This window comes from Nocardioides massiliensis (assembly GCF_030811215.1).
Lineage (GTDB): Bacteria > Actinomycetota > Actinomycetes > Propionibacteriales > Nocardioidaceae > Nocardioides_A > Nocardioides_A massiliensis.
The window spans coordinates 1909084-1931352 of the sequence record NZ_JAUSQM010000001.1 but is presented as its reverse complement, the minus strand read 5'-3'; the positions used below and the strand labels follow the sequence as shown (position 1 = coordinate 1931352).

The 22269-nt window shown below is 72.1% G+C and carries 21 protein-coding genes; 8 read left to right on the top strand and 13 right to left on the bottom strand.

Annotated features, from left to right (window positions below):
* Window positions 1–11: 11 nt before the first annotated feature.
* On the bottom strand, window positions 12–1685 hold the full coding sequence (locus J2S59_RS09620; protein ID WP_306825050.1) for an FAD-dependent oxidoreductase: 1674 nt from the start codon (window positions 1683–1685) through the stop codon (window positions 12–14).
* Between the two features lie 35 nt (window positions 1686–1720).
* Complete coding sequence (locus J2S59_RS09615; RefSeq protein WP_246360430.1) at window positions 1721–2779, bottom strand: AurF N-oxygenase family protein; 1059 nt, start codon at window positions 2777–2779, stop codon at window positions 1721–1723.
* Between the two features lie 124 nt (window positions 2780–2903).
* Between J2S59_RS09615 and J2S59_RS09610 the strand changes: the two genes are divergently transcribed.
* Both J2S59_RS09610 and J2S59_RS09605 read left to right on the top strand, forming a co-directional pair.
* Window positions 2904–3779 carry an oxygenase MpaB family protein gene (locus tag J2S59_RS09610; protein ID WP_306825049.1) on the top strand — a complete coding sequence of 292 codons (876 nt, stop codon included), beginning with the start codon at window positions 2904–2906 and terminating at the stop codon, window positions 3777–3779.
* A 7-nt stretch (window positions 3780–3786) separates the two neighbouring features.
* Window positions 3787–4992, top strand: coding sequence for a GrpB family protein (locus J2S59_RS09605; protein ID WP_220138643.1), 1206 nt, complete (start codon window positions 3787–3789; stop codon window positions 4990–4992).
* On the opposite strand, the gene J2S59_RS09600 is transcribed toward J2S59_RS09605, so the two are convergent.
* A complete protein-coding gene (locus J2S59_RS09600) occupies window positions 4958–5389 on the bottom strand; it encodes a VOC family protein (RefSeq protein ID WP_068125054.1) in 432 nt (143 codons plus the stop codon). The two genes, J2S59_RS09605 and J2S59_RS09600, sit on opposite strands and share 35 nt — an antisense overlap.
* Window positions 5390–5461: 72 nt before the next feature.
* Window positions 5462–6799, bottom strand: coding sequence for an HNH endonuclease signature motif containing protein (locus J2S59_RS09595; RefSeq protein ID WP_306825048.1), 1338 nt, complete (start codon window positions 6797–6799; stop codon window positions 5462–5464).
* Window positions 6800–6886: 87 nt separating this feature from the next.
* On the opposite strand from J2S59_RS09595, the gene J2S59_RS09590 reads away from it, so the two are divergent.
* Window positions 6887–7438, top strand: coding sequence for a hypothetical protein (locus J2S59_RS09590; RefSeq protein ID WP_068123428.1), 552 nt, complete (start codon window positions 6887–6889; stop codon window positions 7436–7438).
* On the top strand, window positions 7435–8493 hold the full coding sequence (locus tag J2S59_RS09585) for a tocopherol cyclase family protein (RefSeq protein ID WP_068123425.1): 1059 nt from the start codon (window positions 7435–7437) through the stop codon (window positions 8491–8493). Before J2S59_RS09590 ends, J2S59_RS09585 begins: the two co-directional genes overlap by 4 nt.
* Before the next feature lie 8 nt (window positions 8494–8501).
* On the opposite strand, the gene J2S59_RS09580 is transcribed toward J2S59_RS09585, so the two are convergent.
* Together J2S59_RS09580 and J2S59_RS09575 are read right to left on the bottom strand one after the other, a co-directional pair.
* Complete coding sequence (locus J2S59_RS09580) at window positions 8502–9647, bottom strand: DUF4031 domain-containing protein (RefSeq protein ID WP_306825047.1); 1146 nt, start codon at window positions 9645–9647, stop codon at window positions 8502–8504.
* Between the two features lie 20 nt (window positions 9648–9667).
* Complete coding sequence (locus tag J2S59_RS09575) at window positions 9668–10402, bottom strand: copper homeostasis protein CutC (RefSeq protein WP_068118244.1); 735 nt, start codon at window positions 10400–10402, stop codon at window positions 9668–9670.
* A 37-nt stretch (window positions 10403–10439) separates the two neighbouring features.
* Between J2S59_RS09575 and J2S59_RS09570 the strand changes: the two genes are divergently transcribed.
* Window positions 10440–10787 carry a DUF8819 family protein gene (locus tag J2S59_RS09570; RefSeq protein WP_181641627.1) on the top strand — a complete coding sequence of 116 codons (348 nt, stop codon included), beginning with the start codon at window positions 10440–10442 and terminating at the stop codon, window positions 10785–10787.
* Window positions 10788–10811: 24 nt separating this feature from the next.
* Here the strand turns inward: J2S59_RS09570 and J2S59_RS09565 are convergent, their stop codons facing one another.
* Together J2S59_RS09565 and J2S59_RS09560 are read right to left on the bottom strand one after the other, a co-directional pair.
* Window positions 10812–11378, bottom strand: a complete 567-nt coding sequence (locus tag J2S59_RS09565) for a hypothetical protein (protein ID WP_181641628.1) — start codon at window positions 11376–11378, stop codon at window positions 10812–10814.
* Window positions 11379–11414: 36 nt separating this feature from the next.
* Window positions 11415–12128: a hypothetical protein gene (locus J2S59_RS09560; RefSeq protein WP_181641629.1), complete on the bottom strand. Its 714-nt coding sequence runs from the start codon at window positions 12126–12128 to the stop codon at window positions 11415–11417.
* 167 nt (window positions 12129–12295) lie between these two features.
* Here J2S59_RS09560 and J2S59_RS09555 point away from each other — a divergent pair, with 167 nt between their 5' ends.
* Together J2S59_RS09555 and J2S59_RS09550 are read left to right on the top strand one after the other, a co-directional pair.
* Window positions 12296–14884 (top strand): helix-turn-helix transcriptional regulator, encoded by a 2589-nt coding sequence (locus J2S59_RS09555; protein ID WP_370871482.1) that lies wholly within the window; start codon window positions 12296–12298, stop codon window positions 14882–14884.
* 117 nt (window positions 14885–15001) lie between these two features.
* Complete coding sequence (locus J2S59_RS09550) at window positions 15002–15628, top strand: hypothetical protein (protein ID WP_306825046.1); 627 nt, start codon at window positions 15002–15004, stop codon at window positions 15626–15628.
* 48 nt (window positions 15629–15676) lie between these two features.
* Here J2S59_RS09550 and J2S59_RS09545 read toward each other — a convergent pair whose 3' ends face one another.
* The 4 genes from J2S59_RS09545 to J2S59_RS09530 all read right to left on the bottom strand — a co-directional run bounded on the left by J2S59_RS09545 (window position 15677) and on the right by J2S59_RS09530 (window position 20204).
* Window positions 15677–18211: an ABC transporter permease gene (locus J2S59_RS09545; RefSeq protein WP_306825045.1), complete on the bottom strand. Its 2535-nt coding sequence runs from the start codon at window positions 18209–18211 to the stop codon at window positions 15677–15679.
* Complete coding sequence (locus J2S59_RS09540) at window positions 18208–18975, bottom strand: ABC transporter ATP-binding protein (RefSeq protein WP_068117065.1); 768 nt, start codon at window positions 18973–18975, stop codon at window positions 18208–18210. The genes J2S59_RS09545 and J2S59_RS09540 overlap by 4 nt, the downstream gene beginning before the upstream one ends.
* 81 nt (window positions 18976–19056) lie before the next feature.
* Window positions 19057–19662 carry a hypothetical protein gene (locus J2S59_RS09535; protein ID WP_068117064.1) on the bottom strand — a complete coding sequence of 202 codons (606 nt, stop codon included), beginning with the start codon at window positions 19660–19662 and terminating at the stop codon, window positions 19057–19059.
* The gene (locus tag J2S59_RS09530) at window positions 19659–20204 is read right to left on the bottom strand and encodes an RNA polymerase sigma factor (RefSeq protein WP_068117063.1); all 546 of its coding nucleotides are present in this window, start codon (window positions 20202–20204) and stop codon (window positions 19659–19661) included. The genes J2S59_RS09535 and J2S59_RS09530 overlap by 4 nt, the downstream gene beginning before the upstream one ends.
* Window positions 20205–20438: 234 nt before the next feature.
* Here J2S59_RS09530 and J2S59_RS09525 point away from each other — a divergent pair, with 234 nt between their 5' ends.
* A complete protein-coding gene (locus tag J2S59_RS09525) occupies window positions 20439–21626 on the top strand; it encodes a DUF2786 domain-containing protein (RefSeq protein WP_068117062.1) in 1188 nt (395 codons plus the stop codon).
* A gap of 3 nt (window positions 21627–21629) precedes the next feature.
* Here the strand turns inward: J2S59_RS09525 and J2S59_RS09520 are convergent, their stop codons facing one another.
* Complete coding sequence (locus tag J2S59_RS09520; RefSeq protein WP_068117060.1) at window positions 21630–22247, bottom strand: alpha-ketoglutarate-dependent dioxygenase AlkB; 618 nt, start codon at window positions 22245–22247, stop codon at window positions 21630–21632.
* Between the last annotated feature and the right edge of the window lie 22 nt (window positions 22248–22269).

Here is a 22269-nt window from a genome sequence, read left to right as displayed (position 1 = left end):
ACGTTAAATTCTCAGGCAGGGAGCGATGCTCGCGACGAGGAGGCGATCTCCCGCATCCGCGCCGGGTCGACGAGGCGTCGTGCGGGGCGGCCGTCGCGCTCACCCCACGCCTGCTCGAAGCGCCGGATGCGCCGCCAACCGGTGCCGTCGACGACGTCGGGCCGCGCACGGCGGACGAGTGCCGCGAAGTCCTTGAGCGGACGCGTCGGCGCGGGCAGCAGGCCCGCGTTGAAGTCCTCGACCAGCTTGTCGACCGTCTCTGCGGAGCAGGACTTGTTGGTGCCGATGTAGCCGTTCGGCCCGCGCTTGATCCACCCGGCGACATAGACGCCCGGCACCTCGACGCGGCCGAGCGCGTTGGGCACCGTGCCGGTGAGCTCGTCGAACGGCAGGTCGGCAACAGCGACACCGCGGTAGCCGACCGAGCGAAGCACCGCGCCGGCCTCGATCTGCTCGACCTCACCGGTCGGCACGGCAACGGCGCGACCGTCTTCGGTGCGCACCTGGGTGCGCTCGATCTCGATACCGGCGACCCGATCCACGCCGAGAATCCGGCGTGGTTGAGCGCCGAACCGGAGCACGATGCGCCGCCGGCTCCCGCGCGGGAGGGTCGCGGGCGGCAACGACTCGACCGCCTGCAGGGCGAGCTCGGCGGTGGCGTCCAGCTCGCCGGCGGCGCGGCGACGTACGGTTTCAGGGTCCAGGCACAGGTCGCCGTCGACGACGACCTCGATGTCGTCGCGGGCAAGCAGCCCGGTCAGCTCGGGCAGGGTGTACGCCGCCTGGGTCGCTCCGCGCCGCGCCAGCACGACCACCTCGCGCACCGCGCTGTGCCGCAATGCCTCCAGGGCGTGGTCGGCGATGTCGGTGCGCGCCAGCCGCTCGGGATCGGTGACGAGGATGCGGGCGACGTCGAGGGCGACGTTGCCGTTGCCGACGATGACGACCCGCTCGGCGTCGAGGTCGGGCGCGAGGTCGGCGTGGTCGGGATGGCCGTTGTACCACCCGACGAACGCGGTCGCCGTCCCGCTGCCGGGCAGGTCCTCGCCCTCGATTCCCAACCGCCGGTCGGCGGATGCGCCGGTGGCGTAGATGACCGCGTGGTGGTGGGCGAGCAGGTCGGCGAGCCGCACGTCGCGCCCCACGTCGACACCGAGGTGGTAGGAGAATCCCTCCTCCGCCTCGATCGTGGCGAAGAGCTTCGTCACCTGGCGGGTGTCGGGGTGGTCGGGCGCGACGCCGGACCGGACGAGTCCGTAGGGCACGGGCAGCCGCTCGATCACCGACACCTGAGCGCCGTCCTGCTTGAGCACCTCGTCGGCGGCATACAGCGCGGCCGGTCCGGAGCCGACGATCGCCACCCGCAGCGGCCCGCGCGCAGGATCGGCGCGGCGGATGGGGGTGACCGGAGCCTGCACGGGCCGCGGGGCCGGCGGGGTGTGGAAGGCGGCGTTGATGTCGATGAACGCCAGCTCACTGCTGGTCAGCTCCGTGTGCGGCTTGATCGCGCCGACCGGGCAGGCGCTCACACACGCCCCGCAGTCCACGCAGGACGCGGGGTCGATGTAGAGCATCTCGGCGGTCCCGAAGTCCGGCTCGTCCGGGGTCGGGTGGATGCAGTTGACCGGGCAGGCATAGACGCACGAGGCGTCGCCGCAGCAGGACCGGGTGACGACGTGGGGCACGGGGACTCGACTCGACTCAGGGGACGCGCACGGCGTCAGGCGGCGAACTGGACGGGCGGCTCGCTGCGGAAGCGCGCGGGGCGACCGTCCATCTTCAAGAAGCGCCACCAGCGACGGGCGACCGGGTTCATCAGCCCGGCGTCCTCCGCCAGCGCACGCACGTCGGCGAAGACGTCGCTGAGCATCTTGCGCGACTCCGGCGCATCCCAGTAGAGCTCCTTGATGACGGAGTCGGGGATGTCGAACTCGCGACGGAACTCCTTCGGCGGCACGAGGATCGCATCGCCCAGGATGCGCATCAGCACGGGGTAGATCAGCGAGACGATGAAGCGCTGACGCTTCTTCAGGCGCGGCGACATGCGCTTGATGTATTCGTGGGCGAAGGAGATGTGGCGCGCCTCCTCGGCGACGTGGATCTCCATGATCCGCCCCATCATCGGGTGCAGTTCCTCGCGACCGCGCAGGATCGCCTTCTGCACGTGGTCGATGGGCTCCTCACCGGCGAGCACGCCGCTGAAGAACACCACCGGGAAGCGGTTGGCGAACAGCGAGAACGTCGGGCTGAGCGCGCGGATCCACAACGGCATGCCCGGCACGTTGATGCCGATCCGGTTCACCGCCTCTTGGAACATCTGCGTGTGGTGGCACTCCTCCGTCGCCTCGTGCATGAGGTAGCGGTACTCCGGGCTGTGGATCGGCAGGCTGAAGACGTGCTGCATGATCCCGCGGATCAGGATGTTTTCGAACTGCCAGCCCACGCGGAAGACGTTGGCCTGACGCCACAGCCCCATCGCGATCTGCTTGTCCTGCGGCTGGGAGCGGTACCACTCCGAACGGCCGAGCGGGTCGGCCATCGGCAGGACCCAGCGCGGGTCGTCGTGCTTGACCTCGAAGTCGGGGTGGTCCCAGTCGATGTCGGCGAACGCGTCGAACTTGCGCTCGACCGACGCCACGGAGAGCCGGTGGAGGACGGCGCGGTACTCCTCGTCGGACAGGCCCTCGGGGATCTCCGGGGCGTCCAGGTCGATCTCGTCCACCACAGACATGGCACTGGACATGGGACGGGTGCGCTCGGGAGCGATCTCGGCGACCATGCTCAACTCCTCTGCTCGAGGCCGTCATCGACGGCGGGTTCACCCAATCGTCGTACCCGCCGAGAACCGTGTCAATGCCTATGTAACATTCATCGTGTCACATTGGTTCGGGCATGCTGGATCCATGAGCACCCTCCTGGAGCCGGCCCGCACCCGCCTCGGCGAGGCGTTGTTCCTCCGCGTCGCCGGGCCCGACGGGCCACAGAAGGCCGAGCGCATCCACGGCACCCCGGGGCCGCGCTGGTTCGAGGCCGGCAGCCCGATCACCCGGGTGCACGGTGATGCGTCGATGTTCGTCGGCGGGATCCGCGCGCTCCTGCTGCAGTCGCTGCATCCGGCCGCGATGACCGCGGTCGGTGAGCACTCCGGCTACCGCGGCGACATGTGGGGCCGGCTTGCGCGCACCAGCTCCTTCATCGCCGTCACCACCTTCGGCACCGCGGCCGACGCCGAACGGACCGTCGCGATGATCAACCGTATCCACCGCTCGATCACCGGCACGATGCCGGACGGGACGCCGTACCGCGCCGACGACCCGCACCTGCTCGCGTGGGTCCACGCTGCGGAGATCGACAGCTTCCTGCGCGCCCACCAGACCTATGGCGCGAAGCCGCTCGACCAGGCCGAGCGCGACACCTACGTCGCGCAGACCGCCGAGGTCGCGCGTCGTCTCGGCGTCATCGCGCCGCCCACCACCGAGGCGGAGCTCGCGCAGGTCCTCGATGCCTACCGCCCCGAGCTCGCCTCGACGGCGTACGCGCGTGAGGCCGTCTCCTACCTCCTCTTCCGCCCGCCGCTCCCCCTCGCCGCCCGCCCGGCGTACGGCGTGCTGGTCGCCGCCGCCGTCGGGTTGATGCCGCGCTGGACCCGGTGGCCGTTACGCCTGCCCTACCTCCCGGTCGCCGAGCACACCGTGGTGCGCGCCCTGGGCGCCGCCGCCACCGGCACGATCCGCTGGGCGATGGCGCCGGGCAACGCCCAACGCCGTACCGCTTCCTGAGTCGCTCGTGCACTGGCCGCTGCCTTCCCAACCGGAGGTCCGGGACCGGCTGCTCGCGGCGTACGCCGACCCCGCGCGGGGCTACCACGACACCACGCACCTGACGGAGGTCCTCGCGCGCATCGAGGAGCTCCTCGCCGCGCACCCCGTCGCGGATCCGGACGCCGTCCGGTTGGCCGCGTGGTTCCACGATGCCGTCTACGACGGCGCCCCAGGCGAGGACGAAGAAGCCTCGGCGGCCCTCGCCGAGGAGGCGCTCGCGTCGGTCGTCGATCCGGCGACCGTCGCCGAGACCGCGCGGCTCGTCCGCCTCACGGCAACGCACGCTCCGGCCGAGGCCGACCTGTCTGGGCAGGTCCTGGTCGACGCCGACCTCGCGATCCTGGCCGCGGCACCCCAGCGCTATCTGGACTACCGCCGCGGCGTACGACGCGACTACGCCCACGTCCCCGACCAGGACTTCATCCGCGGACGAAGCCAGGTGCTGGCCGACCTGTTGGCGCGTCCTCGGCTCTTCCACACCCCCACGGCGCGCACCTGGGAGCCGACTGCCCGAGCGAACCTCGCGGACGAGCTCGGTGCGCTGGCGATCGTGCGGGACTGGGAGACCGGTGGCAACGGCCCGGTGGAGTTCGTCGATGTCGACGGCTTCACGCCGGGGCAGCCGGATGTCGTCGACGTCGACCCTGGCTGGGCGAGCGCCTACGCCGAGCTCGAGTCCCGTGTCCGTACGGCGCTCGGACCGCTCGTGCTCGCGATCGAGCACGTGGGCTCCACGTCGGTCCCGCTGCCGGCGAAGCCCGTCATCGACGTCGATCTCGTCGTGCCCGACCCGGCCGACGAGGCCGCCTATGCAGAGCCCTTGCGCGAGGCGGGTTTCCTCTTCGTCCTGCGCGAGCCCGGCTGGCACGAGCATCGCGTGTTCCGGGGCACCGACCCCGCCGCCAACATCCACGTCTTCGGCCCGGACTCTCCCGAGGTGGTCCGGCACCGGCTGTTCCGCGACCACCTTCGCGGGCACGCCGAGGACCGCGAGTTGTATGCCGCCGCCAAGCTCGCCGCCGCCGATGCGACCGGTGATGACGAGCACGTCATGGACTACAACCGGCGCAAGCAGGAGGTCGTGCGCAGCATCTACGAGCGGATCTTCCGCGCGGATCCGCGCCTGGGTGCAGCGCTCAACCCTTCAGCTCCTGCGCGAGCATCACGATGATCCCGCTCGGACCACGCACGTAGGTCAGCTTGTAGGCGTCCTCGTAGGTCGCCACACCGCGCAACGGGTGACACCCGTGCCGGGCCGCGATCGCGAGCGCCTCGTCGATGTCGTCGACGGCGAGCGCGACACGGTGCATGCCGATCTCGTTGGGCCGCGTGGGCTCGGTCTCGATCGGGGCGGGGTGGAGGTACTCGAAGAGCTCCACGCGGCCGCCACCGGGTGCCTCCAGCATCGCGACCTTGGCGTGGTTGCCGTCGAGCCCGACCGCGGTATCGGACCACGCGCCGCTCACGGTCGCCCGCCCGAGCACGGTCAGGCCGAGATCGGTGAAGAACGCGAGGGCAGCCTCGATGTCCCGCACGGCGATCCCGACGTTGTCGATCCTGGTGACCATGCGAGCACGCTACGCCCGCGCGGGCGCGTCGTCCCTGCGAACAGTTGCCTGGCTTCGTCGTCGGTGCGCGGTCTATGTGCGTCTGTGGAACCGGTAGGAGCCATCGGCGTGGCGGGTGTTGTCGTACGTGGGGTCGTGGACGCGGTGGTGGTGCCAGGAGCACAAGAGCACCCCGTCGTCGAGGTCGGTGCGGCCGCCCTCGCACCAGGGGTCTCCGGCGTGATGTGCTTCGCACCAGCGGGCGGGGATCGTGCATCCCTGCGCGGCGCAGGTGGGGTATTTCAACGCGAGTGCCTTGCGTTGCGCGGCGGAGAACAGCCGCTGGGTGCGACCCAGGTCGAGGACCTCGCCCTCGCCGTCCAGCACCGCGGGGACGATCCCGGCGGTGCAGGCGTAGCGGCGGACCTCGGAGACCGGGATCGTGCCGTCATCCGGGAGCAACCCGGCGCCGAGTCCATCGCGCAGGTCGTCGAGATCGATGCGCACGATGATGGTGGTGGCCATCCCGCCGTGCTGGGGGAGCTTGTTGGGGTCGTAGGCGTCGAGGAACGCACAGAACGCCTCACCCAGCACCCGCTCGTGCGACAGCTTCGCCCCGGTGGCCTCGTCGGTGGTGGCGACGGATTCGATGCCGAAGATGCTTGTGCCGTTGGCCTTGAGGGCCTCGGTGAGGGCGGTCTCGCGGCGGGGTGCGGTGAACGCCTCCAGGTAGCCGCGCAGCCGCTTGGCGTAGTGCCGCGGGATCCGCGCGGTGATGTCGGCGGTGCCATCCCCGCGGTGGCGGATCGTCATCTTTGTCTGCGCTTCGGCCTCGCGGAGCTCCTTCTCGAGCTGTTCGCGCTCGTGGTCGGCGAACCCTTCGGGATCGAGGTGGGACCAGACGCGGTCGGCGAGGCGGGTGAGTGCTTTGGGTCCCCACTTCTGTGCGAGCTCGACCAGGTCGGTCTCGGCCCGTCTGCGGAGCTCGCGCGGAGCGGAGGGTGGTGCTTTGTCGAGGGCTTTGACGATGATCTCGGCCTGGCTCATGCGGACTCGTCCGTCGCGTACGGCTGCACCCAGCACCTGGTAGCGGACCCGCAGCGCCTCGCCGAGGTCCTGAGCATGCGCGACACGTCCGGGGTGCTCGCGGGTGACATCGGCCACCCAGTTCGCCGTACGCCGAGCAGCGGTGTCAGCGGCAACATCATCGGCAGCCGCCAACACCTCGTTGCGCAACGCCACCACCCGGTCAGCGAGCTCCGTCAGCTCGGTGAGCATGGCCTTCTTGGCCTCGGTGGTGGCGAACAACGGATCAATATCGGCGACCTCATCAAGTGCTGCGCGCACCCGCGAGACACAGGTCAGCACCGGATGCGAAGGACGCTGCGCCCCGCCCCGATCCATGACCTGGCCACCCGAGATCTCTGCCATACCCGGACTCAACCAGACGGCACCGACAACGACCGTCCGCACAACGATCCGCACGTCACGGCAGCGCCGAGGTGCCAGGATGTGCCGGTGCGAGACTCCCAGGACTACACGTGGGCCGGCCCCACCCCTGCGCTTCCGCGTTCGATCTGGGTGGTGGCCTGGGCATCGCTCGCGGGCCAGCTCGTGCTCCTTCTCGATCGAGGCGTGCGCTCCGACAACGAGGTCTCGATCATCGGCTCGGTCCTGCTGGGAATGCTGCTCCTCGGCTTCGTCTCCGCCGGCGTCGTGCGGGCGCGGACGATCCGGCTCGTGCTCGCCTGGATCGTGCTCGGGTTGAGCGCGCTCGCCGAGACAGTCGCCCTGATCGAGCACCTCGACGGCGGTGCGCTCGAGGACCGGGAGAGCGTCCTCCTCCCGGCGGCCCTCCTCACGACCGTCGTCTGCCTGGTGGCTCTCTGGCGGTTCCACCAGTCCGCGTGGTTCGCCTGGCACCGCAACAACAAGCCCGCAGCGAACAGACCATCCATCACCCACCTCGTCGCGGTCGGGGTCCTGGTCGGCGCGCTGGGAGGACTCGCCGGCGCCACCGACGACGGGTTCGAGGCAGGAATCCACATCTCTGCGACGGGTCAGCGATGATCAGGCTGCGCGACGCGCTCGCACCCGTGCGTACGGCGTACCGCGCCACCGGCGCCGACGGGTTCTTCGGCGACCCCCTGCCCGCGCACGGCGTGGCGATGGAGGGGTATTTCTGGCGCTTCACCGACCCGTCCTCGGGACGCGTGCTGATCGCGCTCAACGGCGTCAACCGCGCGGCCGACGGCCACTGGTCGACCCTCGGTGTCGCCGCCCACCCGCACGGCTTCCTCCGCACCGTCGCCCACCCCGTCGGCGAGGCCGACCCCGACCATCTCGGGGCGTACGCCGGCGATGCGTTCCGCGGGACCGCGGACCATCTGGACGTCGACCTCGGTCCCGACGCCAGGATCGAGGCGACGATCAGCGCCCCGGTGCCCTGGTCACGGCGCAGCGTCGGCGGGTCGAGCGTGGCGCAGATGATCCCTGGCCTCAATCAGTACTGGCACCCGTGGCTCCTGGGCGGCACCGCGCACGGCCAGGCCGTCGTCGGCTCGGAGACCTGGGACCTCGAGGGTTGGTCGGTCTACGGCGAGAAGAACTGGGGCAAGGAGGGCTTCCCCGACTCCTGGTGGTGGGGTCAGGCGCACGGCTTCGGCGATCGCGGTGCGTGCGTCGCGTTCGCCGGCGGCCAGGTCACGGCCGGCCCACTGCGCACCACCGTCACCGCCGTCGTCGTCCTCCTCCCGAACGGCCGGCTGATCCGGCTCGGTGACCCCGTCGTCTCGCCGGTGCGCGCCGACGTCACCGACGAGCGTTGGGTCCTCCACGGACGCAGCGCCCAGTGGGCCGTCGACATCGAGGGCACCGGTGACCTCGCCTGCGCCCACGTACTCCCGGTCCCGCTGCCGGCCGCGCGGCGCAACGTCCCCGGGGCCATCGAGCACCTCGGTGCCACGCTGCACGTCACGGTGCGACGCTGCGGCCGCATCGTGTGGGAGGACACCTCCGACGTGGCCGCGCTCGAGCACGGCGGGATCGACCGCGCACGGGCAGAGGTCGTACGCCGGGGGCACGGTCCGGACGCCGTCGACGCCTCGCCGCTGCGGGCCGAGTAGCCGCAGGATCAGCGCAGGCCCACGACCCGCACGGTGGCGTCGACCCGCACCTCGGCGCGCGCCCCCAGCAGCACCGGCGCGTTCTCCTCACCATGCCCGATCGGCAGCCCGACGACGATCGGAACGCCGAGATCCACGAGCCGGTCGCGCAGCACCGACTCCACGTCCGCCGGATCCCCGCACCGGGTGAAGCCGCCGCACACGACCGCCCGCACACCCCGGAACCACCCCGAGCGGAGCAGCTGGGTGAGCAGCCGGTCGATCTTGTAGGGCGGCTCGTTGACGTCCTCGAGCAGGGCAACCGCCCCGCGCGCCGAGCCGGCCTCCGGCGTGCCCACCGCCGCGGCCAGGACCGCGAGGTTGCCGCCCACCAACGGGCCGGCCACCGCAGCCGGCGCCGGCACCAGCCACCGTCCCGCGAGCTCCGTCGCTCCCCCGTCCAGCACGACGCTGCGCAGCCGCGCACGAGCGGACTCCGACAGGTCTCCGAGGGCAGCGACACCGGGTCCGTGGAGGCTCGCGACACCGAGGCGGGTGCCGACCGCGCGGTGCAGCGCGGTGACGTCGGAGTAGCCGACCAGCAGGCGCGGCTCGGCCGCCGCCATCACGGGGATGTCGAGCAGGTCGAGCAGGCGCTGCGCGCCATAGCCTCCCCGCGTCGCCCACACAGCCGACACCTCGGGGTCGCACCACGCCTGCTGCAGGTCGGCGGCGCGTTGCTCGTCCGCGGCCGAGAGGTAGCGCATCGGACCCCTGCGTCCCACACCCTCGGCGAGCTGCACGCGCAGCCCCCACGACTCCAGCACCTCGACGCCCGCCGCGACCCGATCGGGTCGCGCCGGACCCGACGGGGCCACGACGCGTACGTTGTCGCCGGGCGCGAGCCGGCGCGGGCGTACGGCGTACTTCGCCCGCCGCAGTCCCGAGCGGGCCAGCCGCGCGACGAGCTCCTTGGGTGACACCGCGACCGCGCCGGCGGCGAGCGCGGCCTCGTAGTGGTCGGCCGGCAGGTCGTAGTGATCGCGGTCGAAGGCGACGCGCGGAATCCCGAGCCGCGCGGCGAAGGCGTGCAGCTCCTCGTGCGAGGTGTCGCTGATCAGGTGCGACCACCAGCGCCCGCGGGCAGGCACCGACGGCGGGTCGATGAGGATCATGGGCCACTCACCTCAGGCCGTCAGCGCTGCGTGGCGGCGACGGCGTCGTCGAGCAGCAGCCGCCACGACCGCACCAGCGCCGCGTCGACGTACGCCTTGGGCGACCCGCCGGGTCGCGCCTGCGGGCCAAGGTGGAACTGGCGTACGCCGACGCGCACGAACCACGGCACGTGCTCGGCAGCCAGACCCGCGGCCGGCATCAGGACGCGCGCGACGTCCGGATCGGCGGCGAGCGCGAGCAGGTCGTCGTACCCGACGTCCAGTCCCTGTGGCGAGCCGCCGGACTTCACCGCGTCGAGGCCGGGCAACCCGGTCAGCCGGCGCCAGGCCCGCCGCGGCTCGAGCACCGCGTCGACGGCGTCGGAGAACGTCCACGGGACGTGCTGCAGCTTCTCGGCGAGTGCCAGGCAGGTGTCGACGTCGACCTCCAGGTCGCGGTCGAGGAACCCGAAGACGACGCCTTCTGCGCCGAGGCCCACGTAGGTGTCTCCGAGACCGACCAGCCTGGCGAACTCACCGCCGGTCGTGGTGAAGCTGTCGTCGAGGCGCAACACCACACGCACGGGAACCTCGGCCTCCCGGCACACGGCCGAGACCAGCGCGGGCTCCGGGGACAGCCCGACACCGTCGGTCGGCACGGCGAGCTCCAGGCGGTCGGCACCGCCCTCGAGCGCGCCGGCGACGTCGCGCGGCCCGAGCACGGCGACCTCGAGCAGCGCGCTCGGCGCCGGAGTCGTCGCAGAACCGGAGGTCATGGGCCCATGTTCGCACCGACCCGCCACCATGGAGGGCATGGACACCCCGGACCCCGTGCTCGCCGACGCCCGCGCGTTGGTGCTGCGTGACCTCCAGGCGACCGGCGCCGCGGACGCCGAGACCGTGTCCGCGCTCGAGGACGCCGTCGCCATCAGGCGCTGGTGGGCCGAGCAGTGGACCGAGGGAGCGCCGTACGTCGCCGGGCTGGTCGCGCAGGATCTGCAGGACGCGCTGCTGACCAGTCGCGGCAAGTGGCCGCTGTGCACGGCGTGCGACCACCTCGACCCGCACCCGCTCTACATCCACCCCGACCTCGGTGGCCCCGACCCCACCTGGGTGTGCGAGGTCAGCGGCATCGAGGTCGCCCCACTGGGCCGGCTCTGACCGGCCGCCCGGACCCGACGCCGGTCAGCGGCAGGCGATCGTCTCCGCCGGCACCGCAAGGTCGAAGTCCACCTGGACGGTCTCTGTCTGCGTCATGCCGTCCACGAGAGTGGCCACCCCGCGCACGCTGGTGCCGGCGGCGTCGAGCGTGATGTTCGGGTTCTCCGGGCCGCCGAACACGCCTTCGGGGCCGGACCAGGAGACCTCGTGGAGGTCGACCCCGTTCGCCTGCTGCAGGTAGACGTCGATCTGGACCCGCTCCCCGTCTGCCTCACCGAGACCCTGCAGCTCCAGCTCGCGCTCGAAGACCCCGTCGTCGAGCGGCTCGCAGTTGCGCAGCTCGGTGATCGAATACTCCGTGCCGTCGACGATCACGATGCCCTGCTCGGCGCTGGCCCCGGGTGGCGTCTCTGCCTCCTCCACGGCCTCCTCCGGCGCGGCGTCGGTCTCAACAGCGTCCTCGGTGACGGTGGCTTCCTCCGCGGACTGGTCGGCGCCCCCGTCGGAGTCGTCCGTATCGCCTCCGCAGGCGGTCAGCAGGAGCAGCATCGTGCTCGCCACAGCGACGCCGATGGGACGGACTCTTCTCATGTGGCTCTCCTGGTCGATGAGTGCGGAAAAGGGGAATCAGGAACAGGTGCCGGCAGCGACGAACTCGCCCTCCAGCGGCTCCGGTGCTCCGGGCACGCGCTGGAGGACGCCGCTGGCGGTGACCTCTGAGCCGACGGCCCGGATCATCGGCGAGGCGTCGGCGCTGCCGCTGAGCCACTCGATATCGGAGTCCAGGTCACGCTGCGACTGGGCCATCGAGTTGCTGACCGCACCGGTCTCGTTCTCACCGGGCAGCGTCGTCATCAGCGCGAGCTGGACCTTCTCGTCCTCGAAGCTCCAGCCCATGTCGGGCCCGACCGTCCGGTCGAAGTACAGCTTGTGCCCGGCGCCATCGGTGTCGTCGTAGGCGGTGATCCGCACGTACGCCGCGCCGGGGGTCTCATAGACCGAGCAGTCCACCGTGGTGAACTCGAAGCGCTCTCCGCCGATCTCGATGTAGGCCGTGCCCGCCGCCGCCGGCGTCACCGCGTCGTGGAGGCTGTCGGCGTAGAGGTCGTCGAGGTGGTCGGAGCTCCCGGCCCCACCATCGGTCCCGCCATCGGTCCCGCTGTCGGTCCCGTCGTCGCCGTCGGTCGCCTGCTCGGCCGCTGACTCGTTCGCCGCCGCGCCCACGGCGTCGTCGTCGGCGGAGCTGTCACCCCCGCAGCCGGCGAGCACGGCGGCGACAGCCACGACGCCGGCAATCCCGGTGGCGCGGCGGGTGCGGGCGGGCATACGGCGTACGAACATCACATCTCCTCGACAGGGGTTTGCGCGGGTCGCCGCAAACCTGGCGAAACCACCCGCAGAACTGCGCGGCGACGCTATAGTCCCGGCCACGAGCGCTGCCATAGTCAGATGTATGCCATGTGCGAGGTCGATGTCCGCCGGCGCTCCGAACGGGTGGGAAGTGACGCGTGTCGACTGTTGATGACCGGTCTGCGACGGACCGGACCGAACTCCTGTTGAGCGGTCTTGAATCACGTCGAGCGCTGTTGCTGACCGGTGATCGCGGTAGCGGGAAGACCTACCTGTTGCGAGCCGCCAGCAGTGCGCTGGGCCGTGCCGGCCGCTACGCGCCGATGTTCTCCGGGAGCGGTGCGGGAGCCACGATCCCGCTGGGCGCGTTCACCGGCGCCGCCGACCTGCCCGAGGACGCGTTGAGCTCCCCCGCCGCGATCATCGACGCGTTCTCCCGACGGCGCACGTCGACGGTGCTGATCGTGGACGACGTGGACTGTCTCGACGAGGCTTCATTGCACGTCGTCGTCCACCTCGTCGCCACCACCCGACTTCCGGCGATCCTGGGCGCCCAGGACCTCACCACTTCTCCCGGTCCGATCCGCCGGCTCTACGACAGCGGCGACCTGTCCGAGTGGCCCCTGGCACCACTGTCCGACGGCGAGGCCGCAGAGCTGGTACGCGCCGAGCTCCAGGGGGACCTGACCCCGACAACCCTCACCGACGTCCTGACCGCTGGCAGGGGCAACCCTCTGCACCTGCGCGAGGTGATCCGCGGCTCCGTGCTGCGCGGGCGGCTGGTCGAGACCGAGCACGGCTGGGACCTGCGCGGCACTCCCGTGCCGACGCCCCGCCTCGCTCAGCTCGTCGGCGAACGATTCGAGGGACTCGACCAGGCGAGCTTGGACGCAGCCACCCTGCTGGCGATCGCGCGCGAGCTTCCGGCGCACGCGATCGGTGACGCCGAACGACGCGCGCTCGCCCGCGCCGATGTCATCGAGCCGTCGCCGGGTGGGTGGGTGGGTTTGTCGCACCCCCTCGACGCGGAGTATCTCCGTTCCCGCTGCTCGACGGCGCTGTGGCACGAGTTCGTCGGCGAGGTCGTCGCGATCCTAAGGAAGGAGGCGACGACGGGACGTCCGCGGTCCCGGCGACAGGCCGAGCTGCTCGCCCTCGACCACGACCTGCCGGTCGACGTCGATGCGCTGCTCGGCCTGGCCGAGCACGCACTCGGCGCGTTCGACGAACGGCTCGCCCTGCGTGCTGCCACCGCGGTCATCGCGACGGACCGCACGCGCGCGCACGCACATCGCATCGCCGGGATGGCCGCGTCCGTGCTCGGGATGGAGGAGGATGCGCTGGCCTCCGCCGCCGACGAGCACTTCGCCACAGCTCGTGACTGTGCACGGAGCGACCCGGAGCGCACCGCCGTCGCGCTCGCGCATGCCGAACATCTCGCCCTCCGGCGCCACGACGGCGAGGGCGCGCTGGCGGTCCTTCGCACTGCGGAGGGATCGGTGGACGACCCGGAGTGCCTCGCCCACCTCCAAAGCGCCAGCGTGCGGTGGAGCATGGTGGCCGGCATGGGCGGCGGGCCGATCAGTGCGCCCGACGGGGTCTCCAGCCCGGAGAGCGTCGTCGGCCTGATCACCGCAGGGGTGTCCGGAGTGATCGCCGGACCGCTCCAGGACGCCGTGGCCTTCCTGCCCCGGCTCCGCGACGTGCCCGATGACCTGGTCGCCATGGTGCCCGGGGGAAGCACCCTGATCGACCTCACCGCGTCCATGGCGCTGTCCTACACCGGTGACGTGCTGGCCACCCGTGCGCGGCTGGAGCAGCAGATCGCCGCCGCGCAGCAGGACGCGCCGGAGGACCTCGGTGTCTGGGAGTACGCACTGGGATTCCTCGAGCTGCTGTCTGCCGACGCGGTCCGCGCGTACGAGCTCGGGCGGTCGGCGGCTGCCCACCTGGCCTGGCGCGACAGCACCGGCCTGCACGCCCCCGCGCTCGCTCTGACCGCCGCCGCGGCGACAGCCACCGACCGACCAGTGGAGGCCCGCAAGCTGGTCGAGAGCATTCCCGAGCCGGCGACAGCGGACCCGAAGGTGGTGATGCTCTCCAGCTGGTCGGAGGCGTGGCAGCTCAAGGAGGACCGACGACCGGCTGCCGCCGCCGAGCGGCTCATGACGACGGCTCAGTGGTTGCTCGACGACGCCCAGCACACGTTCTTCGGCGGAATGACCGCACACTGCGCCGCGCGCCTGGGTCACCAGGTCGACGAGGCGGCGGACGTCCTCCGGACGGCACGCTCCCGCGCCGGCGGAGGGCTGCTGCGCCTGCTCACCCGGCACGCTGACGCGATGTCGACCTCCGACGTCGAGACGCTCGACGCCGTTGCCGCCGATGCCCGCGAGCTCGGGGTCGTGACCACCGCTGCCGACACCTGGGCGTGGATGGCGCGGAGCACCGAGCGCACGGGCGGCACCGATCTGACGTCGCGGCGGTACCAGACGGCGTCCGACGCGCTGCGCGCGGACGTGCCGGGCATGGCGCTGTGGTCCACGGGCCCGCCGCGCCCGGCGACCCTCACCGAGCGCGAGCGGCAGGTGGCCGACCTCGCCGCGCGTCGCTACACCTCGAAGGAGATCGCCGAGCTCAACGGTGTCTCGGTCAACACGGTCACCAACCAGCTCGCCTCCGCCTTCCGCAAGCTCGGAGTCAGCAGCCGCGCGGAGCTCCGCGAGGTGTGGGGCACCGACGGCTGACTGACCCCGCACCTGGCCAGCCGCGAGTCGGCGTCATGGCCAGGTTTTCACCATTCCGCTCTCCGGAGACTGGACCGAGCGTCCTCGGCTGACACCCTGTCCACCGAAGGAGCATCCATGTCCGACTCCTGCCTCCCCTCCCGCCTCGCCGGTGGTCTGCGCCGCAGGCTGCGTCGGCCCCGGTACGCCGACGTGGCGTCCACCTTGGCACTGGCCCTGGCGCTGGGCACCGGGAGCGCCTACGCCGTGCAGACGGTCACGGCGAAGGACATCCAGCCCGGCGCGGTGAAGACCCGGCACCTGGCGAAGGGCGCGGTCAAGCCTGCCCGGATCGCCAAGGGCGCGGTCCGCGCCAACAAGGTCGCCGACGCCGCCGTGCGGCCGCGCCACCTGCACCCGGCGCTGCGCGCCCAGATCGCCACTACCGACACTGCGGGACCGGCGGGACCGGTCGGACCGGCGGGTGGCTTCTCCGGCCTGGAGGTCAGGACGATGACGTCGGGGTCGATCGCCCCGGACGACGACAGCAACATGATCGTGTCCTGTCCGAGCGACAAGGTGGCACTCGCGGGCGGGTACGACGCCGACCCCGACATCGAGGTCCGGACCTTCGCACCCGCTGCCGGCACCGGCGTCTGGTGGTCCGGTGCCGGTGACCCCACCGGATGGGCGGTCTTCGTGACCAACCACGCGGGGTCGCCGCAGGAGGTCCTCGCCACCGTCACCTGCGTCGACGCGCCCTGAGAGCGGCGGACTCGTCCTCGCCGCGTCCTGCTGCGGCCTCGGCCACGGTCACTCCGTGGCGATCGCCCGGAGCACGTCGAGCCGGGCCGCCCGCCGAGCCGGCACGAGTGCGGCGAGGATCCCGACGACGACCGCCGCCACCACGAACGCCCCGAGCTGGCCCCACGGCACGACGACCGCCTCGAGACCCTGGTCGGCCAGCGCGGTCAGCAGCGACAGCCCGAAGACGACGCCGAGCACCAGCCCGAGCAGCGTCCCGAGCAGTGCGATCACCACCGACTCCAGGCCGATCATCCGTCGTAGCTGACGCCGGCTGAGCCCGACCGCGCGCAGCAGTCCGACCTCGCGCGTGCGCTCGATGATCGACAGCGCGAGGGTGTTGACGATGCCGAGCACGGCGATCACCAGGGCGAGGCCGAGCAGGGCATAGATCAGCAGCAACAGCTGGTCGATCGGCGCCCGCTGCTCCTCGGCGTAGTCGGCCTGGTCCTTCACCGAGACCAGTGGCAGGTCGGCGGTCACCTCCCGCGCCGCCTCGAGCAGGTCCTCCTGACTGCCGGCAGCGGTGAGGAAGAGCGTGTTGTCCTCGTCGGGGTAGCCGGCCGCGACCATCGCGTCGACCGAGACCAGGTGTGCACCGCCGGCGAACGCGTTGCGCGCGTAGATCCCGGCCACGGTGAAGGTCTGCGTGCCGCGCGGCACCTGCACCTCGAGCTCGTCACCGACCGCCAGTCCGAGGTCCTCCGCCTCGTCCTCGGCCACGAGGAGCTCGCGCTCGCCGAGCGGGTTCGCCCGACCGTCGAGCATCTCGAACACGACGATGTCGGCGATGGACTCCGGGTCGAAGCCGAGCAGGAACTCCTCGGCACCGTCGATCCGCGCCATGCCGAACCGCACCCGGCTCACCACGTCGACGGCCGGCTCCTCGGCCAACTGCCTGCCGACCGCGGGCGAGAACGGCGTACCCACGGCGTTGGAGACCACGACGTCGCCGGAGAAGTTCTCCTCGATCGTCTGGTCCACCGAGGCGCTGGCCGACGTGCCGAGGATCGACATCGTCGTGACCAACGCCAGCCCGATCATCAGGGCGGACGCGGTGGCTGTCGTGCGCCGTGGGTTGCGACGTGCGTTCTGACCGGCCAGCGTGCCGACCATCCCGAAGGCACGACGGTAGACCGCCGATGCCAGCGCCAGCAGCGGCCGCGAGAGCACCGGGCTCGCTGCTGCGGTGCCGAGCAGGACGGTGAGCACACCGGCCCCGACCCACCACCCGGCGCTGCCGACGTCGGTGACCAGCCCGACCGCCATCGCACCCGCGCCGACGCCGATCATGACGACGCCCACGACGAAGCGCCTGCGCAGGGATCCCTCGGGCAGCGCGATGTCGTCGCGCAACGCCTGCACCGGCTCGATGCGGCTGGACCGCCGCGCCGGCAGGTAGGCCGCCACGACGGTGACCACGATGCCCACGGCGTACGCCGCCACGACCGTGCGCGGCGCGAAGACCAACGGACCGGTGAGGTCGAGACCGGCGGTGGCGGTGATCGCACGGATGCCGTGGGCGAGCCCGATGCCCAGAAGCAGTCCGAGCGTGGAGCCGACGATGCCCAGCACCAGCGACTCCAGCAGCACCGAGCCGGTCACCTGACGTCGCGACGCCCCGAGTGCCCGCAGCAGGGCGAGCTCGCGGGCCCGCTGCGCCACGAGGATCGAGAAGGTGTTGACGATGAGGAACGACCCGACGACCAGCGCGACGCCGGCGAAGATCAGCAGGAACGTCGTGATGAACGAGATCGCCTGCAGCAGCTCGCTGGCGCTCTGGTCGGCGGCCTCGTCGCCGGTGAGCACGGCGTACTCCTCGGGCACGACCTCCTCGACCGCATCGCGCAGCTCCTCCTGGCTGACGCCGTCGGCGGCGGTCACCCACACGTCGGAGTAGGCGTCCGCCCCGTCGAGGAAGAGCTCCTGGGCGGTCCTGGTGTCGAAGACGCTCATGGTCGCGCCGTTGAGCCCGCCCCCGTCGCCGTAGCCCACCGTCCCGACCAAGGTGGGCTTCAGACTCGGGCGCGAGCCGTTGGTGACGAGCTGGACGGTGTCACCGATGCCGTAGCCGGCGCGCTCCGCGGTGCGCTCGTCGAGCGCAACCTCGTCGATGCCCTCGGGCACCTTGCCGTCGATGATGCGCAGTCCCTCGAGACCGTGCCCGGCCGGGGCGTCGTTGAACGACAGTCCCAGGCCGGGCGCGCCCTGCCCGCCGACGACCTTGCCACCCGCGTCCACGACGAAGGTGCCGACCGAGGTGACGTTGCCGTCCGCGCGCGCCGCCCCGTCGACCTGCGCCAGGGTCGCGACAACCTCGGCCGGGATGGTCAGGCCGGTGGTCGTCATGCCGTCGGCGCGGTCGCTCGGCTGCACGACGACGTCGCCGACGGAGGAGGCGAAGATCGACGTGAACGACCGGTTGAGCGTGTCGGTGAACATGAACGTGCCGGCCACGAAAGCCACACCCAGCACGATCGCGAAGGTGCTCATGAGCAGCCGGACCTTGCGGCCCAGCAGGCTGCGGAGCGCGACCCGGATCATGCGCCGGGACCCGCGACGTCGAAGGCCGCCATCCGCTCCATGATCGACTCGCGGCTGGGCTCGCGCAGCTCGTCGACGACCCGCCCGTCGGCGAGGAAGACGACGCGGTCGGTGTGAGCGGCCGCGACCGGGTCATGGGTCACCATGACGACGGTCTGGCCGAACTCCGCGACGGTACGCCGCAGCAGCGCCAGCACCTCGGCACCCGAGCGCGAGTCGAGGTTGCCGGTGGGCTCGTCGGCGAACACGATCGTCGGGCGCGACACCAGGGCGCGGGCGACCGCCACCCGCTGCTGCTGCCCCCCGGAGAGCTCGTTGGGTCGGTGGCTGAGCCGCTCGCGCAGTCCGACCGCGTCGAGCACGGTGGCGTACCACTCCGGGTCCGGCTTGCGTCCCGCGATCGCCAGCGGCAGCGTGATGTTCTCCTCCGCGGTGAGCGTCGGCACCAGGTTGAAGGACTGGAAGACGAACCCGAGCGCGTCGCGGCGCAGTGCCGTCAGCTGCTTGTCCTTCATCCCCGCCAACGGCGTCCCGTCGATCTCCACCGATCCGCTGTCGGCGGCGTCGAGCGCGGCCGCACAGTGCATCAGCGTCGACTTGCCCGACCCGGAGGGGCCCATGATCGCGGTGAACTCACCGGCGTAGAGGTCGACCGAGACGCCGTCGAGCGCGACCACCCGGGCGGCTCCGGTGCCGTAGGTCTTGGTCAGGTCACGGATGCGGGCGGCGACGGCACGCGCGGGCGCAGGGGCTACCGAGGTCATGGCCTCACTCTCGCGCAGCGCCTGGACCGGCGCTACCGGGATTCGCCCCGGCTCACCCCTGAGGGACGCTCAGGGTGACCCTCATCCGCCGTACGCCTCTTCCCACTGCGCGGCGTACTCAGCGCTCCAGGGGCCGGAGTAGCCACACGCCGTGATCGTCCCGTCCTCGACCGAGAGCAGGTAGCGCTGGCCCACCTCGACCTCCCCGATGCCCCCGATCAGCGCCACCGAGGTCGCGCCCAGGCTGCGCACGACCAGCTCGTCGACCGGCGCACCGGCGTAGGTGCGGTTGACCTCCATCCGCGCCCGACCGCCCTCGACCGCCACGGCGGTGGCGTCGTAGGCCGGTGCGTAGCCGGCGAGCGTCGCGAGGTCGAAGGGCAGGCACATCGCCATGGCCGCCTCCTCACCCGGGGCCTCGACCTCGAGGACGGTCGGTGCGGCCGCCGGCTCCGGGTCGTCGCCGCCCAGCTGGGTCCAGGTGGCCACGCCGAGGGCCGCCGCTGCGATGGCCGCGGCCGTCAGCAAGGTGGTGCGCCGTCGGGTCGGCGAGGGCGCCGGTGCCTGGCGCGGGGTCAGGGTGCTGCTCATCGTGGCCTCCAGGAGCGCGTCGAGATCGGGTCCGGGAGGCGTGGAGCGTGCCGGGTCGGCTCGCTGCAGTCGTGCGCGCAGCTCGTCGTCGGTCATGCTCCCCCTCCCTTCACCCTGCTCCTGTCCGGCTGGGGTGCCGGGCTTTCGCCGAGAAGCGCAGCGAGCCGGCGCCGTGCCCGGTGCAGCCGGATGCTCACCGCGTTGGGGCTGATGCCCAACACGACCGCGATCTCCCGCGGCTCGAGCTCCTCCCACGCCCACAGCCGCAGCAGCTCCTGCTCCCCCTCCGGCAGCCGGCGCAGGGCGGCGTGCAGATCGTCGTACGCCGGCTCGTCCTGCCCGGGCTCGTGCACACGCTCACCCCACACCCGGTCCGCGAGCCGCGCCCGTCGTCGCTCGGCCCGGCGGGCGTTGGCCAGGCACCCGCGGGCGACGCCGTAGCACCACGGGAGCCGGGCCTCGGCAGGGACGTCGTCGAGGCGGCGCCACAACACGAGCAGCACCTCGGCCAGGACGTCGTCGGCGTCGGCAGGCGCACGGCGCACCAGGTAGGCCCGCAACGGATCGACCACCGCGCGGGCCAGCGCGGTGAACCGGGCCTGCCGGTCGGCGTCGTCGGGCGGGTGCACGGGGTCCACGCTCTCTCATGTCCGGGACGCGTGCGGCTCTTTCACACGGTGTCGGAGCCGGAACCTACGGTGCGCGACATGGGACGCAACAGCCAGAAACGACGCGAGGCCAGGTCCAGGGCGCGGGCGAGAGAACGAGCGCGACAGGCCCACGCGCGCCAGGAGCAAGCGACAGACCCGACGGATGTCTTCACGCTGCCCCCGCCGGATCGCAGCGAGCCAGCCGAGGCCGCGTGGGCATCGGTGCTCCTCCCCCGCGGTGTGCCGGAGGCCGGGCGGCTCGCGGCGTTCAACGCCCTGGTGCGCGGCGACCGCGCGACCGTCTGTCGCGCCGCCGAGGTGCCCCTCCTGGACCAGGTCGACCTCCTGTGGGCCAACGGCTGGCAGCCGGACGACGTGCTCCACCACACCCGAGTCGCGCTGGCCGACGCGAAGCAGCGACGCCTCGTCCCCGACCTCGTCGCCGCCGACCGGGCCGGGCGTTCGACGCAGGCCATCGACCCGCGGTGGCAGCAGCAGCTGGACGACGCCGGCCTCGGCGACGCGCAGGCGCGTCGGGGTTGGCTTGCGCGATGGTCCGCCCGCGAGGGTCTCGAGGGCGCTCAGCTGGTGCTGGCGGTGCTGGCGGTGGTCGAGACGCTCCGCGTCCCGCCGCTCGACTTCCTGCTGCCTCCGCCGGGACGACCTGACCAGCCGCTCGCCTCGGCGGCCTCGGCCCCCGACCGCGCCGATCCGGTGCTGGTCAGGGTCCGCCGGCTGTTGGCCAAGGCCGAGTCGACGGAGTTCGAGGCCGAGGCCGCCACCTACACCGCCAAGGCGCAGGAGCTGATCACCCGGCACGCGATCGACGCCGCGCTGCTGGCGGCCAACCGCGGCCGCAACGGCGAGGCACCGACGATGATCCGGGTGCGGGTCGACCCGCCGTACGCCGACATCAAGAACGTCCTCCTCAACGTCGTGGCCGCCGCAACCCGGTGTCGCGTCGTCGTGCTCGGGCAGGTCTCGATGACGGCCGTGATGGGCACGGCCAGCGACCTGGCCGCGGTCGAGGCGCTCTACACCTCCCTGCTCGTGCAGGGCCAGCACGCACTCGCCGAGACCGCACGGTCCGCCCCGCCCGGCGCGCGCACCCGCAGCGCGAGCTACCGCTCGGCGTTCTGGCTGGCCTACGCCGACCGCCTCGGTGAGCGGCTGCGCGAGGTGACCGACCACGTCGTTGCCGGGTCCACCGACAGCGACCGCCTGCTCCCGGCCCTGCAGTCCCAGGCCGATGCCCTCGACGCCTGGGTCACCGAGCGGTTCGGCACCTTGGGGACGAGCCCGGTGCGCGGCGGTTGGGACGCCGCCGGCTGGACCCAGGGCCGGCTGGCCGGCGACACCGCGAAGCTCGCCACCGGCGACCTGCGTCCGACACGACGAGCGATCGGTTGAGGATCAGGCAACCCCCGCGGGGCGGAACTGCACGCTGATCCGCGGCCCGACATGCTGGGCCGTCTTCAGCACGGCGTGCTCCCAGGTCCGCTGGCAGGAGCCACCCATCACGACCAGGTCGCCGTGCCCCATCGCGAACGACAGCGACCGGCCACCACCGCGGGGGCGCAGCGAGAGCCGGCGCTGGTCGCCGAGGGAGACGATAGCGACCATCGTGTCGTGGCTGGCGCCGCGACCGAAGGTGTCGCCGTGCCAGGCGACGGAGTCGCGGCCGTCGCGGTAGTAGCAGCATCCGGCCGTGGTGAACGGTTCGCCGAGCTCGTCGGCGTAGTGCGCCGACAGCTGCGCGCACCACGCGCGCAGCGCCGGGTCCGGCCAGGTCTCATCGGCGCGGAAGTAGCGGGTCAGCCGCGGCACGGCGACCGTGCGGTCATACATCACCCGGCGCTCGGCCCGCCAGTCGACGCCCTCGACCATGCGGGCAAACACGGTGTCCGGGTCCCCGGCCCAGCCGGGTGCGACGTCGACCCAGGCGCCGTGGGACAGCGGCGTACGGCGGAAGCGGACGCCCGTGGCGGTGTCGGGATCGGCGAACAGCAGGCCCTGGATCTCAGCTGTCATGGGATCAGCCTACGCCAGGATC